This is a genomic window from Fuerstiella sp. (genome assembly GCA_022447225.1).
Classification (GTDB): domain Bacteria; phylum Planctomycetota; class Planctomycetia; order Planctomycetales; family Planctomycetaceae; genus S139-18.
Genome location: JAKVAZ010000002.1, coordinates 155063 through 172842, shown reverse-complemented (window position 1 = coordinate 172842; position 17780 = coordinate 155063). Strand labels below are relative to the sequence as shown.

The following is a 17780-nucleotide window of genomic DNA, read 5'->3' as shown; positions in this document are numbered from 1 at the left end:
AAACAGCTCGAAATCCGTCATTATTAAGAAGTTGATTTAGATTTACTGATGCCACGCAACTGCCAGGTACCTCAAATCACTCAGAACTATCACGATGGGGATGTAATACACGTCAATATCATGCCGGAGGTATCAAATCTCGGGATTTGATCTCGAAACACGGTGACAAACAACTTACGTCTCCGAGTCACCGGATCAATCATTGCTGGCTGTTCATCTAACAGACCTCCGGTGATTCCCTGCAGGATCTGACTTCAGATAATGCTGAATCAGGATCAGAGGATCCGTGCCATTACAATGCATTCCTGACACTTGCAGAATGCAGTCCGGCTTTCCTACCCTGTTAGAATTGTCTGATCATTGTGTGTTTGTCAGATCAAAGACCTGTTTGAATTCTCCAAAAGTGAGCGCTATGGGTTTGTTCGAAGGTAAAAAGGGACTGGTTCTGGGAATCGCCAATGAGCGTTCAATCGCCTGGGCCATCACTCAGAAGCTCCACGAGCAGGGTGCAGAGATCGCGTTTACTCACCTGCCTGACACCGGTGATCGTCCAAAAAACCAGCGAAAAGTAAGTAAGTTGGTTGAACCACTGGATGCAGGCTTTCTGGTTCCCTGTGATGTCTGTGATGATGGTCAGATTGCCGAAGTCATGGACAAAGCCGCAGCCGACTTTGGCAAGCTGGATTTTATCCTGCACAGCATCGCATTCGCCCCGCCGGAAGACCTGACCGGTCCCACATGGAACAGTAGTCGGGCCGGTTTCGGCAAAGCGATGGAAATCAGTGCTTACAGTCTGCTGGCAGTCGCCGGAGCAGCGAAACGGCGGGATATCCTCAGTAAAAATTCCAGCATTCTCACACTCAGCTACTTCGGTGGTGAAGAAGTCATTCCAGGCTATAACCTGATGGGACTCTGCAAAGCGGCTCTCGAGTGTGGTGTGCGTTATCTGGCCAGCGAACTGGGACCGGATGGGTGCCGTGTCAACGCAATCAGTGCCGGTCCGGTTCGCACGATCAGTGCCATGGGCGTTGGCGACTTTAAACAAATGCTGGATCTTTACAGCGGGGTCGCGCCGATGAGACGCAATATCACGGCAGAAGAAGTCGGTAAGAGCGGCATGTTCCTGCTAAGCGATCTGGCAAGTGGTATCAGTGCGGAAGTCCTTCACGTCGACTGTGGTTTCAGTAAAATGGGAGCACCAGCTGTTTACGGAACTGGCGATGGCGAATAAGGTGTTGATGTCTCCTGGCTCTGCCGCCCATCCTTCTACCCACCACATCTTCAGTTGACGACATAGAGTTTGGATCGAGTGGCATCATAATTCCCATGAACCTGTTTCACTCCATTGAGTTTGTTTTGTCGGATCCCGTTCAAGTTGCCGTCGGTGTGGTCGAATCCGCCGGACACGTGCTGATCGGCACGCGTCCCGAAGGTGTTCCTCTGGGCGGAATGACCGAATTGCCCGGGGGCAAGTGTCTGTCAGATGAAACCACACGTACCTGTGTCGTCCGGGAATGTCGCGAAGAAACCGGCCTGCTGGTTGTTCCCCGAAGTCATCTGATCACCACCACACAGGAATACAAACACGGCGTAATTGAACTCGATTTCTGGCGGTGCGGTTTGAGTCCGGACCTGCCGGATCTTGCTGAAGCAACAGATCCGTTCCATTGGGTTCCGTTCAACTCTCTGTGTGTCACTGATTTTCCGTCAGGCAACGCGGAAGCACTGAAACTCCTGAAAAATACTTGGGGATCATCATCGTGACGGACCTGGCGACCGGGGTCATTATTGTGGATCACGGTTCCCGCAGGGCAGAAAGCAACGAGACTCTGCTGGTTGCCGCTCAACGATTCGCTGACACCAATCATTATGCAATTGTTGAACCGGCACACATGGAACTCGCTCAACCGGACATTGGTACAGCGTTCGCTCGCTGTGTCGCCAGAGGCGCCTCACAGATTGTCGTTTTTCCGTATTTTTTGTCCCCGGGACGCCACTGGAAACAGGACATCCCGCAACTTGTCACAGAAGCCGCTGAATCCAGTCCCGAAATCAAATGGCGGGTAACCGCTCCGTTCGGAATTCACGATGGCATGATGCAGATCATTGCTGAACGGATCAGTGAATCACTCCGCAGCTAAATGTTGACCTGCCGCCCCGAAATCGGAACATCAGCAAATCGGCGTCAGACCAGGTCGCAGCAGAGCAAACACGACATCGGCAGACCGGTGACTTGAGGCGAGGAACCAATTTGTATGTGTGCGCGCCGGATTCAGATGACCATCGGATCCGGCCCCGGGTGTCTTCCGGCAGATACTGCTGGGATGTTCGAATTCCACATACCGCTTCGGCACAATCGGCGCACCTGTATTTGATTGGACCGGATGGCTCTGTTTCTGGTCTTGAGTCGACACAGAGTCACTGGTACTTGTCTCGACAGCGCAGGTGCCCATGTGTTCTTACCCTTCTGCTATCAGCTGACAGACCTGACTGATCGCAACATCCGTTGCCGCAGGAATCGCTGTGTGCCTGCAACCGGATCCTCTGGGGAAAGCAACTCATCAGCAGCTGAGTCTTCCGGAAAGTCGGTTTATCAAACTGACGGATTGGAGATGTCGACCGTGCGGAATAACGAAAAACTTTGCATACATCGTCTGCAGCCGGGCTGGTTAGGCGGATGTTCTGCCGTTGAATCTGTTTCTGCCAACGATCACGGCCGGACTGACCGGTCAGCCGTCTTTCGTAAAGACCTGCATCACGGGAACCTGTCCGGCCACCATGATCGTGGCCTGGCTAACTCGATCTGGCATTCTGTAAAGCATAATCCGAATGACGGTGCAGGTGTGAGTGGTGCAGCATGCTGAATGACAGTGAACGATTCAAACAGCCTGGTTTGTTAAGAATCAGCCTGCTGCTGACAGCGGCGGTTCTGCTGCCAGGCCTCTGCGGCTGCGGATTAATCATCACCGCAGGAAAAATGATCATGGGTGAATCCAAAAGCCCATCGTCGTTTGAGCAGATCACAGGTACAAAACTCAGCGAATCGAAAGACCGCCTGTTGATTATTTGCACGGCTCCACACCATGTCCTGGTTGAATTCCCCTCTGTTCAGCTTGAGTTACTGGACCGAATTTCGCAGAACCTGGAACGCCGTGAGATTCAGGTCGTTTCACCGGATGATGTGGCAGCATGGTACGACGACCATGGTGAATGGGGTGACTACTCAGAACTGGCTGAACATTTCGACGCAAAGTACGTGGCACACGTCAGTCTTCGAACATTCAGCTTTCTGGAACCGGAGAGCAACAGTCTGCTTCGCGGACGCAGTGAAGGAACTGTCCGGGTCTACGAAATCGACAGAAGGAATTCAGTACCCGTCTTTAAAACATTCGAACGAGATCTCCGCGTGAAGTTTCCGGAAATTCATCCGGTGCCGCGAGAATCCGGTTCTGACGACATGTTTGTCAACAAACTTATTAACCGGGTAGCGCTGCAGACCAGTCAGTTGTTTCACGATCATGGTTTACGTGAAACGATATTTTGATACACGGTGCAAACTGTTCGACGACAGGATCGATAACATGATACCCCGTTTTGTTTCGAATCACCCACTGACTGGTATGGTCCGATGGACACCCGGACACCACATACAGGTCCTGCTGCGTCTGACTGTCCTGACCGGGATGTTGAGCTGTCTGTCAGGGTGCAACTATCTGATTTTCTTTGGATATCTACTTGGCGGTCCGCCTCAGCTGGAACCCGCATTCGAAAAGGCGACAAACAAGTCATTCACCGACCGCGGAGTACGAGTGGCCGTCGTCTGCTATGCCCCGGACGAACTCAGATATCAGTACGACAGCGTCGATCATCTGATTGCCGTTGGAGTCTCCGCCCGCCTGAAACAAAATCACGTCGCTGTCGTCAATTCTGAAGCCGTGCGAGTCTGGCTGGAAGAAAACCCAGACTGGGACACTCCCGATGAAGTGGGCGCTCAGTTCGATACGACATTCGTGGTCTATATCGACCTCAGCGATTTCTCTCTGTACGAACACGACAGCCGACACTTATTTAGAGGACGCGCGGAAGCAACCGTGAGCGTTTATGAGATGCAGGCTGACGGAGAAGGTCAGAGGATCTTCCATCATGAATTAATGTCAGAATTTCCTCGATTAACTCCTCGATCAGCTTCAGAAATCAGTTATGACAGCTTTCGTTCGGAGTATCTGCTGCGGATCAGCGATGAAATCGGCCGTATGTTTTACCCGTACGGATCCGGAGACGATGTCGGCAGCGGCACCTAAGGAGCAAACTTCGTCAAGCAACGGTGCACTACTTTTTTTACGAGTCCTGAACACCGTCGCAAGAACCACCGACTGTTCTGAACAATGTATCCACGAGGAAAACCGGTATGCCTGCCCTGACAGTGGTCCGGACTTTTTGGGCAGATTAGTACGGTGTCTGCGATACCGTTTGGTTCGATACCGTCGAAGCTGGTGTTCAGCGTTGATTTCACACGGCGGGGTGGATAGTGTCGCAAACCCGTCACTTTGACCACCAGGGTAAGCAAACGCGGGAATTCGGGTTGCCCTGTCACTTTTTATCGTCGCATTCGCCGATTTATGTTTCAGTTTCTGGGGCGACTTTCATCACGCCACGCCGGGTTCGTGGTCCCAATCTGGATCGTACTGCTCGTCGGTTCGCTCATGCTGGCCCCTGAGTGGAACGAAGTTGCAGAAAACGGGGAATTTGCATTCCTGCCTCCCGGATCTCCCAGCCTCGTAGCTGAAGAACAGTTTGCAGCTGCATTCGATGATACGCTTTCCAGCAACGTTGTTCTGGTTGTGCGACGGGAAACATCAGCGGCCGGTCTCAAAGACTCAGACAAAGAGTTTATTCGTGAGACACTGATTCCCAAACTTCGCGAAGTGGCTGAACTAAGTCCAGGAAAGGACTCACACGACGATGATACCGAACATAAAGTATCACGTCTGCACTGGTTCGGGACACGGGGCACGGGAAGTCTGTTCATCAGTGAAGATCAACAGGCAACCTTGATCGTCCTTCAGCTCGCTACAGAGTTCCTTGATCAGGACAATGCCGTTCTGATCGCCAGCGTCGAATCGATGCTGGAAGATATTCGTCGCACACCACACCGGACAAGTGGAGAAATTCCGGCGGGTCTCGACATTTCCTTCAGCGGCTCAGCCACCTTTGGCCGCGATATGATGCGAGAATCCAAACTGAGTGCACGTTCCACGGAAAAATGGACTGTGATTCTGGTTGTGGTCCTGCTGATTATCATCTACCGCGCTCCGCTGCTCGCTTTCATTCCACTGGTAACAGTCGTGACAGCGACGGTGACATCACTGTCGCTGCTGGCCACAGCAGCCGGAGAGAACTGGATCACGCTGTTCAATGGAATTGAAACTTACGTCACCGTGATCTTATACGGTGCCGGTGTCGACTACTGTCTGTTCCTGATTGCTCGCTATCGTGAAGAACTTCACACCGGGGCTACGATTGAAGAAGCAGTCGCACGGACACTCGAACGTGTCGGAGCCGCTCTCACTGCCAGTGCAGGTACGGTCATGTGCGGCATCGGGATGATGGTGTTTGCTGAATTCGGAAAATTTCGACAGGCCGGAATCGCAGTTACATTTGGACTGGCAATTTGTCTGACTGCATCGCTGACACTCACACCTGCGTTGTTGCGATTGTTAGGACGTTGGGCGTTCTGGCCCAATGTCGCGAGGCAGTCTCTGACCGGTCCCACAGGGTGGATCGCACGGTCAGATATGCCAACCCGGATTGCACAGGCTAACCTGATTCAGCGAGGCTGGGGTCGAATCGGGCAATTGCTCACACTAAGACCACTGACCTTCCTGGCAGGCAGTATCCTGTTGCTGTTGCCGTTTGCAGCAGCCGGTATCGCGTGGTTCGGCCATTTGAGCTACGGACTGCTGACGGAGTTACCTGATTCATCCCCGTCAGTCCAGGGGGCCCGAGCACTCACCAAACATTTCCCGGCTGGTGAAAGCGGTATGCTGAATGTACTGGTCAAAGCGGAAAATGTTGATTTTTATGCAGCCGGAAGCATCAAAGGAAACCGGATTGTTCGTGAGTTAACTGAGAATCTGGTGAACGCCAGGGAAACACTGGGTCTGCATACAGTCCGTTCGATGACACATCCGGCCGGTCAGCGACCGCTGGAGAGTCCGATGGCCAGAATCACGGCTAAAACACTTGGCCGCAGATTATTTGCCAGCAGGTCCGATCGTTCGATCACCCGCCTCGAACTGATCCTGCATTCGGATCCGTTTGACCGCGACAGCATCGAAGAATTCCGTGAACTGCAGGATCGATTCGCACAGTATCTCCCGGAGGAGATTCGGGACGCGAAATTATCATTCCTGGGAGCAACACCAAGTCTAAGTGATCTTAAAGAGGTTACCGACCGGGACCAGATTCGCATCGATTCACTCGTGATGCTGGGTGTGTTTCTTATTCTGGTCGTACTGCTCAAACGTCCCGGCGTGTGCAGCTATCTGATGTTTACCGTGTTTCTGAGTTACCTCGCAACACTCGGATTCACATTCATGGTGTTCTGGGCAATGGAACCTGACACTTTCGCAGGGCTCGACTGGAAAGTACCGCTGTTCCTGTTCACGATTCTGATCGCCGTTGGTGAGGACTATAACATCTTCCTCATGACGCGGATTCAGGAAGAAACTGCCACGTACGGTAACATCCAGGGCATTACTGTCGCTCTGCAGAAGACCGGCAGCATCATCAGCAGCTGCGGCATCATTATGGCAGGGACATTCGCATCACTTCTGGCCGGCAGCCTTGTGGGGATGGACCAGCTTGGGTTTGCTCTGGCCACCGGGGTGCTGCTGGATACATTTCTTGTACGGCCGGTGATGGTCCCGTCTTTTCTAATTCTGCTGGCTCAGGGACGGCTGGGAGTCTTTAGCCGTCTCGCAGGTTACCAGTCAGAGGCCGTCGCCACCTCGGAAACATGACAGAGGCGGTTTGTGTCAACCAAAAACGACCGTTGAAGGTTCAGCAGATCGGAAGCCGGACGCAGGATCACAGTAAAAGCAACATACGGCTGCATCCCGCAGTCAATGTGGGTCTGTCGCAAAATCAGTCTGCCTGTTTCTGTTCTGACTCACGCCTGATCGCGTCGAAGACTTCTTCACGGTGAACAGCAACGTCACGAGGAGCGTCAATTCCAAGTCGAACTTTGTCCCCACGGATCTCAATCACCATGAGTGTGATGTTTTCACCAATGACGATTTTCTCGTCTTTTTTTCTGCTGAGTACAAGCATTGTAAGTCTCCGGTCAATCTTTCATCTTGAACGATTGCCGCCCGTCCATTCGAGCCCGAGGCAAAGGGGCAGGGGCAGGGGCAAGCCTTGCCAAATAACGCAATGTCCAAATGCGGACACATTCCGTCTGTCGCATGGACTCTAAGTCGGTACTTCGACATTTGATGCTGAATTCCTGCAAAATTTGCTGTTCAGCAACGTACCTTTGGTCGGTCTCTGCCGGTTTGTAGCACCGAAACGGTTTGTCCGGGTCAGACTGTAACGATTAGCAGGGTCGCAAAATCAAAACCGGCCTGACTCGATCCGGTGTAAAGTTCAAACGGTCAGTCTCTTCAGGAATACCCCCATCGTCACCGCTCCTGTCCTGGTTTTTCGACTGACAGGATTTGCATCCACTGACCGGGAAGTATTCCGGACTCCGTTCGCTGTCCCGGTCGTGCGTCAACACTGATAAGATCGAATTTAGTCATTCGAACGCCAGGATCTGATCAACACGCTGTGCCAATTACACCGTTCTGTCTGTGAAAACAGAAACTTCATGACATATCAGTCGTGTCCGGATGTATCTGTACCGGTGACTGTAAAACAGGAAAAGTATTCGACAACGAATTTCAATGATTGCTGGCGATCACAGCGTTTGGCAACGGTACAATTCCTTGCTGTTCCCGTCACCCACAGAATCCCCACGTTTCAGGGACGCCTGCTATGCCGCGCCGCACGCCGTCAAAACATCGCTCCCGCCAGCGATCCATGACTGCAGCTTCCGGCGGTGGACAACGTCTGCAAAAATTCATTGCAACTGCAGGCATTGATTCCCGCCGGAAATGTGAAAGCTATATCCGTGAGGGTCGCGTGACGGTTAACAGCCAAACAGTGACAGACCCCGCGCATACCGTTGATCCGGCTACGGATATTGTTCTGATGGATGGAGAACGTCTGCATCTGCCAAAGCCGAAGTACTATCTGCTGAACAAGCCAAAGGGTGTTCTGTGCACGAATCGTGATCCATCCGGACGCCCCCGGGCAATCGATCTCGTTCCAGGTGATGCTGACCGACTGTTCACTGTCGGGCGACTCGATGAACATACGGAAGGTTTACTCCTGCTGACAAATGACGGGAATTTGGCCGAACATATGGCTCACCCGCGTTATGAAGTCGTCAGAGAATATCGGGCGCAGGTGGCTGGTGTACCAACTCAGGAAACACTGACAGAACTCCGTAAAGGAATGCACTTTTCGGACGGCATTTTTCGATTTCGCGAAGTTCGATTCCTCAAACGTCGGGGACACAGTGCGTTTCTTGAGATTCAGCTTCGGGAAGGAAAGAACCGTGAAGTTCGCCGCATGCTGGCCCGGTGCGGACATAAAGTCATTCAACTGCAGCGAGTCGCATTTGGTCCACTGCGAATTGGTCGCCTGAAGCCCGGTCAGTGTCGGGAACTGCGGTCCGCCGAAGTCCGTGAACTGCATGATTTCGTGTCAGGACGTCCGAATGAACGGTCCACAAACAGGAATCCAAACCGCAACGCCAACAGTCGTCACCAAGGTGGTCCCCGTAAAACTGGTAAAGCCACTTCGACAAAACGCGGTTCTGTACGTCACCGGTCACATCCAAAGGACTGACGCAGTTCGCTAAGCTGTTGCTGAGCTGCCTCAACTGTACTGAAATCACCATCCCTTTCCCGTCGAACAACGAAAATCGAACAAGTGCACTGGACAGACATCGTTACCAGCCCGGATGTCACAGAATGGTCCGATGTTCTCATACCCCGTCATCCGTTCGATTCGAACAGCCATTTGGCACATCAGCGCCGTACGGCCCGTCGACGACTCACCGAAGCAGCCGAACAGTACGTATTGCGACTCCGTAACGCCGCTCAGTCAGCCGGTGTGAACGTTCCGGAGAACAGGATTTTCGGGAGTGACTCCCAAATTCGGCCGATCATCATGACAGGCCATCAGCCCATCATTTTTCACAGTGGCATCACGTTCAAATATGAGTGTACGGAACAGGTGGCCGACGGATCAGCAATTGGTGTGTCTGTCACGATCGATACCGATACAGGTGACCCGGGAATGTTCCGGTATCCACAGACAGTTCCTGACACCAGGCAGTCAGAATCAAATCAACTGGTACTGACTTCAGCGACATTCGCGTCTTCGACAGGTCTGTACAGGTCGGTAGAACTCCTGCCTGCAGAACAGATTGCACAGCAAACACAGCTCGTCACCGCGGAACTGAAGTCGACCGCAACATCAGGCACTCAAACACAGTTTTGCGATATCTCAGCGGACTATTGCCGGCTGGCAAAAATCGACGTAAAAGCCGCTGAAGCAAACACAATCGTACGCTGGTCACAAGGAATGGGATGCAGACTTCTCGAACTGCCCTTGTCTGAGATTTGTGTTTTCCCGGAAGTGCTGGAACTGACGGCAAGTATCCTTGAAAAACACGAGTTGTTCGCCCAGGCCTATAACGGGTGCCTGGCCGACTATCGTAACACTCACGGAATCCGAAATCAGGCCAACCCGTTTCCGGAACTGCAGTCCGACCCGGAAGGAACGGAACTCCCGTTCTGGGTGCTCGATGACAGCAGTCAGACTCGCCATCGGGCAGTAGTTCGTAGAATTCGGGGCGCGATGACTCTGTTTGCCGATGGCAGGTCTGTTGAAACTTTCCCGCCGGGTGGTTCCGTAGAAGTTCTGAAAAATCTGCTGCGGCAGGGAATTCAGCTAATTCCTCGAGGCGCAATGATCACCGGCTTCCTGCGTCTGCTGTTCGCTGACCTATTCGTACACGGCACCGGCGGTGGTCACTATGATCAGTTTACGACGGAATTTCTGCGTTCCTGGTGGAACGTGGAACCACCGCCGTTCGTGGTCGCCAGTGCGTCGCGATTCCTGTATGAAGAACGTCACACGGAACTGCGAACGTGTCAGTCATTAAATGAAAAACTGCGTGACATGCAGTTCAATCCTCAGCGACAATTCGGCACCGGAGTCTTCAGCGAACCCGTGGAAGCCGAATTGCAAAGATTGTGTGTGCAAAAGGAAGCCGAAGTCGCGCAGCTCAGGTTCGCACAGAACACCGGACAATCAGCCAAAGATGTCGGACACCGAATTCAGTTGCTGTCCAACGCAATCAAAACCAAAGTCAACGACACGTTCAGCGAACAGCTCACTGTTCTCCAGAATCTGACACCCGAAACACAGGCAGCAATCGAGTGCCGAACATACCCGTGGTTTCTGTTTCCGGCGCCATCAGCCGGACAGTCTGGCAAAAGCTGAATTCGCAGAAGCGGTCACACGGCTGAATTCGTGCTAAGACTCATACAGACGGGACTCGGTCGCCAGTTTCCCCAGAATCCCTCGCAACTGTGTGGCGATGTTTCCATTGAGCGGGTCCTCCGCTGCATCGCGCGGGCGTCCCGGTTCGACGTCAATTGGTTCACCAATCTGGACCACGACATGCAGTGGCCGGTGAGTCTGTTCCTTACCAGTCAGGTTTTCGGCAAAACGCTCCACTGTTTCCAGAATTCGATCAACGGTGGGTCGCGACTGCACATATTCCGGCGGAAACAGACTGATGGCCTGGGCCAGTTCCAGGTCGCTGAGTTGCTTGTGTCGACGTTGCAGCTCCGGTGTGCCTAATTCCCCATCAATCATTTCCGGAATGATCTGCCGTCGCAGTTCGCGAACACGTTCAATCACCGATCCCGATGATGTTTGCTGCCAGACACGTTCGATCGGATGCAAAACACCATCGATCAGCCGGACCTGACGTTCTTCGATCGATCCGGACTGAGATCGTCCCAGATACTCGATCTCTTTGAGACTCAGCAATGCGCTGCCTATGCGAATGATGCGCTCGATCAGGGGTCGATCATGCCGAGCTCCCCACAACAGACGTTCTTCGATGTCAGACAAAATCGGAGAAACAGTGGACAGGACGTCTCCCTGAAACAGATACTTGATCCCCACGGGCAATACGACCACTCGACGATCCGAACCACCGGAATCGGTCCGGATTCGCCGCTGCGCCGAACGGGCAATCATCCCGACGCCGTCCATCAGTGCATTCAGGTGATCGTTCGCCTGACTCAGGGCCCCCTCCGGGAAAATGACCAGTGGCCGGTGGCCCTGCACCAAAATGTCAATCGCTGTCCGGACCGCCGTCCGGTCAACGCCTTCCCGGTACACGCTGAACGCGCCCACACGCCTCATAGTAAACGACATCAAACGATTACTGTGAAACAGATGCGAACTGGCCATGATGAACAGCGACTGCTTTAGTCGTCGGGCCATCTGCAGCAGCACAACGGGATCAGCCATCCGCGAATGGTTCGGCGCCAACAGAATACTGTGCCCTGCCCCATGCAGCGACCGCAGAGAATCCTCTCCGCGAAGTTCAACCTTTGTCACACCATAGCGAGTATTCAGAAAATACGGCGTCAGGATGTTCAGCAGCCTCGGCCATATTTTCCCGTGATGCGGAGGAATAAACTCGTAGGCCGCATCGGCAACCACCACCGATGGAGGTCGGTGTGTCCGAAAGACTCGACGACGAATTCGTGCTGAGCGAACCATAACACGCCGCAGACTACCCGTGGATCCGGGATTCAGCCAGAACAAACTGGACGTGGGGTTCCGGCATCCTGTGAATTTTTCGTCAGGACAAACACAGTGTGATCACAAAGTGCAATCCCGAGCTGCTGTTCAGGAGTGCCACGTCGCCGCCGTGCAGTCGAGCCAATTCGCGACTGATCGATAATCCAATCCCGGTGCCCGCAGCACTGCTGACATCCTGAGACAGCCTCACGAACGGTTCAAATATCCGATCGCGATCGTTGTCCGCAATACCGGGCCCGTCGTCAATGACTTCAACAACGAGAGTTCCATCCCGGACATGACTGCTGACAGTCAGTGATTCGCTGTCAGCCGCATATTTTTCGACATTACTGATTAAATTACCCAGAATCTGTTCCAGGAAGTCGGTATCGAACGTTCGTGATTCGGCTGCGTTCAATCGGGCATCAATCCGGATTTCAAGCGCTGCCAGGACGGGATAAAAATGTCTCAGTACCTGTGCAATGATTTCGTCCGGAACACATCGGGAGAACGTAGGTCGCAACGATCGACGTTCCTGTCGGGCAAACGTAAGGACATTACCGATCAGCCGGCTGAGCCGCTGGCCTTCTGAAAGAATCACGTCCAGACGCTTTCGTGGCTGCTGTGTGCTGTCTTCGGGAAGCCGTTCCATGTCCTTTTCCAGCAGTTCGGCATACAGACAGATATTCGTGAGTGGCGTTTTGAGTTCATGCGACACCTGGTTGACGAAACTGACCTGTCGACGTGCATCATTCATCTCACGCGCGAAGTCACGTATCAGTACGAATGCAAGCAGGCCAACAGCCACGCCAACAGCCATCACGCCACCGGCCAGGCCATACAAAGTGCCTCGGGAGCGGGCTGGATGCTGACCGGCAACAATCAAACATTGCAATCGCCAGGACGACAGCGGTGCGGTCAGCGCAATCTCACACACCGTTTCAGCAGCGTCGTCCGCCGTTCGCCCCCACTGGTACACCGGATACGATGCCGCATTCACCAGACGAATTCGGGGCTCACTGTTATCTCCACTGGGAGACGCATGCTGTGCCGAACTGTCGGGAAGCCGACCGATCAGATCAGCCATCCAGCGCGAACGATCCAGTGCCGCACCAACGATCTGACCGGACGGACGACGGTTCCAGTAAATCAGATTCAGGCCGCTGTCCCAGTACCACACAAACCAACCTGTGTCCGAAGTATTCAGTGGTCGCACAAACCCAGACTCCTGAACGGCGGGGGTACTCAGCTCGGCTGTGTGTTCCACGACCTGGTCAGTATGAGCCTGAGCATTCAGATCAGTTGCCTGCACCGAATTTCTCGCTTCGGTATTAACCGAAGCGATGCTGAGATGCTTTTCTGTGAATATTTTCGACGCTTTGAGCAAAAAGCGTCGTTCATCGCCATTCAGCGCATCCTCAGGATCCGGATACTGTAAATGGCCTTCCGGTGTCACAAGAAACATCTGCATCAGTAATGGCTCGGTGCGTCCAAGCTGCCGAAGCGTTGAGATATCCGGATTGTTGAGTGACGTGAGGTCCTGCAACCGAGCTTCGATCTGCTGAAAATAGCGATCGACGCCGTCACTAACGTCAGACAACCTTTGTCGCATCAGATCGTGGAACTGCTGCTCAACCACGACCTGCTCACTGCGGGAAATCCGTACGGCAGCCCACACCAGCACTGCGCAGGGAATCCCCACGATCAGCAACATCAAAATGAGTGAACGAGGTTTCATGCTGACCGTCTCACGAGGCAACGCCTCAAATCGTCAAAGCTCACACGTCCCGTCACGCCGGAACTCCGCTGTTCACTCGGGGCACTTAACACCACAGGAACAAGTTTACTGAAATAAGAAGTTCATCTCTGCAGGAAACCCCGGACAAGCCGCTGTCACATGCTGTTGGTTTCTGAATAAACCTGCAGCACAAACTGCGAGTCGATCGGAGTCCTTAGAAAGCAAAAGAAGCCCGGTATTGTCCAAAACACCGGGCTTCGAGAGCAGTCTGACGGGTTTGGAACGAATTGTCATTTTGATGAGTCAACCGGCCGCACGGCTCGTTGCTGAATATCAACCTCATTTTGATAGGCCCGAACGCCCTTACGAACTGAGATTGCTTTCTTATCTGTGTTGCTCGTCACGCCCTCAAGCTGAAAAGCCTGGATTCTGTTGGAACCGGCCAGCTGAGACAGCCGGTCCCGGGCTTCCGGAATCTCATTCGCGTTGGTTGCCAGGTATTCGGCGTTTTCCTTCAATGTTAGCCGACACATCTCAAGATCTCCTTCGTCCAGATATTTCGTCGCCAGCTTACTCTTTTCACTGGAAACCAGAGCGACCACGTCAGCCAGAACCGTTTTGTTCAGGCTGGCCGCGACAACCTGTGCGGATTCACTGAATTCCACTTTGGCTGTCCCCGACAAACGATCCGTCTGGTGTGTTTTCATATTCGAATACGAAACCGTCACAGTGGCCAGCTCCAGATCTGTATGAGGATCGGATGACGGAGTTTCAACTTCGATCACCATATGTTTGTGCTGCTCACTGTAGATCGAAGCAAGTCGAGTCACGACCTGCTGCCCGTTAATGTCGGCTTCATTGCCCAGCACACGAACCGGTCGAATGCCGTCGGGAATGCTGATGCTGATATCGACTTCCTGGGCAACCACCGATAACACGTCATCGAATTCACGTCGGAAAATATCGGCCAGTTCAGACGCCTGTTCAATGAAATAATGATTTCCACCACTCCGTCCCGCCAGCTGAGCCATCAGGTCTTCGTTGTAACCCAACCCCAGACCTAAAGTCGTCACACTGATGTTCTCTTTAAGCAATGACGCTCCCAGAGCCCCCAGTTCTCCGGGTGACGAAGGCCCCACGTTGGCCAGCCCGTCAGACAGCAGAATAACCCGGTTCACGCGTTCTTTATCCAGAAATTTACGAATCTCAGCTGCGGCTTTGCTGATACCACCAAATAAGGCTGTGTTTCCACCAGCCGTAATTGCCCGGATCTTGGCAATCACCGATTTTCGATCGGTGAGTTTCGTCGCAGGAACCAGCACATTCACGGTGGAGTCATAGGTAACGATCGAAATGATGTCATCCGGACCCAGCAGATGCAGTGCATCGATCGCGGCATCACGGGCACGTGTTATCTTTTCTCCCTGCATGGACCCGGACTTGTCCAGTACGATCGTCACGTTGGCAGCTGACCGTGGCGCGTCTGATGCCAGATGAAATCCGTCCAGTCCGACTCGAAACCACGTCATCTGTTTTTCGCCGGCCTTGAGCACCGAATGTACGGGTGACACATTCAGCTTGATTTGATCAGCCACTATGAGTTGAGTTCCAGCAGCAATCACACAGCTCATCACAGTCAACATGAGATTTCTCATCGCAAAAACTCCTCGTTTCAGTTTGAGAGGTCATGGGTTACTGCGAATTAGACGTCGAACGCCCGATCAGGTGGTCAGACAGCTGTCAGAACATTGTAAAAGATTTGTATGCTCCGGCCTTGAATCCGAAATCAGCTGATTTCTTCGGAACAAGTGAAACCGTTATTTCAGGAAATCAGCTTGTCAATCATCCCTGTTGTTTCGACATCAACTGCCTTGTGTAAACCGGAATCCGAACCTCGCGGTTGTCAGGTTTGTCGGACCTCTGTAAAATTCGCGAATTCTGAGCCTGAAGGGTTCAGTTGCTGGTGGATTCCCGTTGAGAATTCTCCCCATCAAGCCCCGGTGGCGGAATTGGCAGACGCGCATGATTCAGGTTCATGTGCCCGTAATGGGCGTGGAGGTTCGACTCCTCTCCGGGGCAAAAAGCACGGTCAGAAGACCGTGCTTTTTTATTGGCCTGACGGAATTCTACACGTCGGTGACAATTTATATGGCAACCTGTTTTTCTGGAGTTGTCACTGTTTCGTATGCCTTTGTTGCCACCAATTTCAACTGCATATCGCTGAACTGACCGAAGCGGTGGTCATCAACCTGAGCGTAACTGTCGTTCTGAACTTTGACGGAATGCCCGATCCAGGCAGTCACCACATCAGCCGACATTCCTGAGTCAAGCCATTCGGTTTCTCAGGACGCTCTCAGGTTTTCTATGAGCTTCAGCTACGAAGGCAGACCAGCATGCTTAATAATTTATAAGAATAGCTTGTGGGAATTCACGTCGCCGGGCGAATACAAAATAATGATTCGCTCTATGTCTTCCTCAGCTTCGTTGAACACAGCTTCGATCGGGTCGTTACCCCGATCCATACTCACGCTGCCAATATTATCGCCCGATGGCGACCACAGATGCCATCAGCACAACTCACAACAGCAGGAGTGAGTGGTGGAACGATTCACGAGAACCCCGAATCAGTCAAAGCTGGTCGCAGAAACCGTCATCTCAGGCAGACTGACTATGTCAGAATATCGTGCAGCACATGTCCGGACACATCGGTCAGGCGGAAATCCCGTCCCTGGAAGCGATGTGTCAACCGTTCATGATCGATCCCCAACAAATGCAGCAGGGTGGCATGCAAATCATTAACATGCACTTTGTTCTCGACCGCCTCGTATCCCAGTTCGTCGGTCGCCCCCCAGGTCAGCCCCCCCTTCACTCCTCCCCCGGCCAGGAACATGGAAAATCCCATGATGTGGTGATCGCGGCCAGATCCCTGTGCCATTGGAGTACGTCCAAATTCTCCACCCCAGATGATCAGCGTATCATCCAGCATTCCTCGTTGCTTGAGATCCTGAATCAGTGCAGTGGTCCCCTGATCCACAAGACTCGCCGTTCGTCTGGCTCCATCTTTGACGCCGCCATGATGGTCCCAGCCACGATGGTACAGCTGAATAAACCGCACACCGCGTTCCGCCAGTCGGCGTGCCAGCAGACAGTTTGAAGCAAACGATCCGTCACCACCTTCGGTTCCATACATTTTAAGGATATGGTCCGGCTCCCCCGAAACATTCATCAGCTCCGGCACTGACGACTGCATGCGAAACGCCAGCTCATACTGGCTGATACGAGTCGCAATTTCCGGATCGTGAAATGATTCGTTGCCAATGCGATTCAATTGCTGCACGGCCGATATTACTTCCCGCTGATTTGCAAGACCGACACCCTGGGGACTGTTTACGTAGAGAACCGGATCTCCCTGTGACCGAAATTCGACCCCCTGAAACCTGCTGGGTAGAAATCCACTGTGCCACTGTCGAGCAGCAATGGGTTGCGACTGGCCACCGCCAACCGATGTGAGCACGACATATCCCGGCATGTCATCGCACTCACTGCCCAGGCCATAAAGCACCCAGGAACCCATCGAGGGCCGCCCGGGAATACTTGTGCCGGTGTTCATCACGGTGTGCGCCGGATCATGATTAATCTGTTCGGTCTGCAGCGAATTAACGATGCAGATGTCGTCAGCCAGTGTGCTGATATGTGGAAACACATCGCTCAACAGCTGTCCGGATTCGCCATGAGGTCGGAACGGATGCTGGGGCGCCAGACATTTGAGTTCTCGTCCCTGGAGTTGCGCAATCTGACGTCCTTTGGTGAAGGATTCAGGCATTGGCCGGCCATCCATTTCCGCAAGCTTCGGCTTGTGGTCCAGCGTTTCCAGATGCGAAGGCCCCCCTGCCATACACAAATGGATCACCCGACGAATTCGCTGTGTGCGGTGCAGAGGCTGCACGACTCCATCCCACCGCGGCACAGAAACATCAGATCGGTCGACTGCCTCTGTTCGATTCATGATCGAGTGAAGCGCCGCAGCGCCAACACCGGCGGCCCCCCGTTGCAGAAACGTACGGCGACAGGCATCTGTTCGGATTGCTTGGATCGGATTCAT

13 protein-coding genes and 1 tRNA gene are annotated in these 17780 nt (G+C 53.1%); 9 read left to right on the top strand and 5 right to left on the bottom strand.

All coding sequences use genetic code 11. From position 1 onward, the window contains the following. Positions 1 to 412: 412 nt before the first annotated feature. The 6 genes from MK110_02895 (at position 413) to MK110_02870 (ending at position 7022) form a co-directional block, all read left to right on the top strand. Positions 413 to 1231, top strand: coding sequence for an enoyl-ACP reductase (locus MK110_02895; GenBank protein ID MCH2210221.1), 819 nt, complete (start codon positions 413 to 415; stop codon positions 1229 to 1231). Positions 1232 to 1326: 95 nt separating this feature from the next. Next, positions 1327 to 1764, top strand: coding sequence for an NUDIX domain-containing protein (locus MK110_02890; GenBank protein ID MCH2210220.1), 438 nt, complete (start codon positions 1327 to 1329; stop codon positions 1762 to 1764). Then, the gene (locus tag MK110_02885) at positions 1761 to 2141 is read left to right on the top strand and encodes a hypothetical protein (protein MCH2210219.1); all 381 of its coding nucleotides are present in this window, start codon (positions 1761 to 1763) and stop codon (positions 2139 to 2141) included. The genes MK110_02890 and MK110_02885 overlap by 4 nt, the downstream gene beginning before the upstream one ends. 716 nt (positions 2142 to 2857) lie before the next feature. Beyond that, entirely contained in the window at positions 2858 to 3544 is a 687-nt protein-coding gene (locus MK110_02880; GenBank protein MCH2210218.1) for a hypothetical protein, read from the top strand. Positions 3545 to 3581: 37 nt separating this feature from the next. Then, on the top strand, positions 3582 to 4301 hold the full coding sequence (locus MK110_02875) for a hypothetical protein (GenBank protein ID MCH2210217.1): 720 nt from the start codon (positions 3582 to 3584) through the stop codon (positions 4299 to 4301). 318 nt (positions 4302 to 4619) lie between these two features. Next, positions 4620 to 7022 carry an MMPL family transporter gene (locus MK110_02870; protein MCH2210216.1) on the top strand — a complete coding sequence of 801 codons (2403 nt, stop codon included), beginning with the start codon at positions 4620 to 4622 and terminating at the stop codon, positions 7020 to 7022. Between the two features lie 124 nt (positions 7023 to 7146). Here MK110_02870 and csrA read toward each other — a convergent pair whose 3' ends face one another. Next, on the bottom strand, positions 7147 to 7332 hold the full coding sequence (gene csrA / locus MK110_02865) for a carbon storage regulator CsrA (protein ID MCH2210215.1): 186 nt from the start codon (positions 7330 to 7332) through the stop codon (positions 7147 to 7149). A 705-nt stretch (positions 7333 to 8037) separates the two neighbouring features. Here csrA and MK110_02860 point away from each other — a divergent pair. Both MK110_02860 and MK110_02855 read left to right on the top strand, forming a co-directional pair. Continuing rightward, positions 8038 to 8955: an rRNA pseudouridine synthase gene (locus MK110_02860; protein ID MCH2210214.1), complete on the top strand. Its 918-nt coding sequence runs from the start codon at positions 8038 to 8040 to the stop codon at positions 8953 to 8955. Between the two features lie 84 nt (positions 8956 to 9039). Continuing rightward, the gene (locus tag MK110_02855) at positions 9040 to 10620 is read left to right on the top strand and encodes a hypothetical protein (protein MCH2210213.1); all 1581 of its coding nucleotides are present in this window, start codon (positions 9040 to 9042) and stop codon (positions 10618 to 10620) included. 33 nt (positions 10621 to 10653) lie between these two features. Here MK110_02855 and MK110_02850 read toward each other — a convergent pair whose 3' ends face one another. The 3 genes from MK110_02850 to MK110_02840 all read right to left on the bottom strand — a co-directional run bounded on the left by MK110_02850 (position 10654) and on the right by MK110_02840 (position 15333). Then, a complete protein-coding gene (locus MK110_02850) occupies positions 10654 to 11919 on the bottom strand; it encodes a 1-acyl-sn-glycerol-3-phosphate acyltransferase (protein ID MCH2210212.1) in 1266 nt (421 codons plus the stop codon). A gap of 82 nt (positions 11920 to 12001) precedes the next feature. After that, on the bottom strand, positions 12002 to 13678 hold the full coding sequence (locus MK110_02845) for a HAMP domain-containing histidine kinase (protein MCH2210211.1): 1677 nt from the start codon (positions 13676 to 13678) through the stop codon (positions 12002 to 12004). A 290-nt stretch (positions 13679 to 13968) separates the two neighbouring features. Beyond that, entirely contained in the window at positions 13969 to 15333 is a 1365-nt protein-coding gene (locus tag MK110_02840) for a VWA domain-containing protein (protein ID MCH2210210.1), read from the bottom strand. A 339-nt stretch (positions 15334 to 15672) separates the two neighbouring features. Between MK110_02840 and MK110_02835 the strand changes: the two genes are divergently transcribed. Beyond that, a tRNA-Leu gene (locus tag MK110_02835) sits at positions 15673 to 15757 on the top strand. Between the two features lie 589 nt (positions 15758 to 16346). Here the strand turns inward: MK110_02835 and MK110_02830 are convergent. Next, positions 16347 to 17780: a DUF1501 domain-containing protein gene (locus MK110_02830; protein ID MCH2210209.1), complete on the bottom strand. Its 1434-nt coding sequence runs from the start codon at positions 17778 to 17780 to the stop codon at positions 16347 to 16349.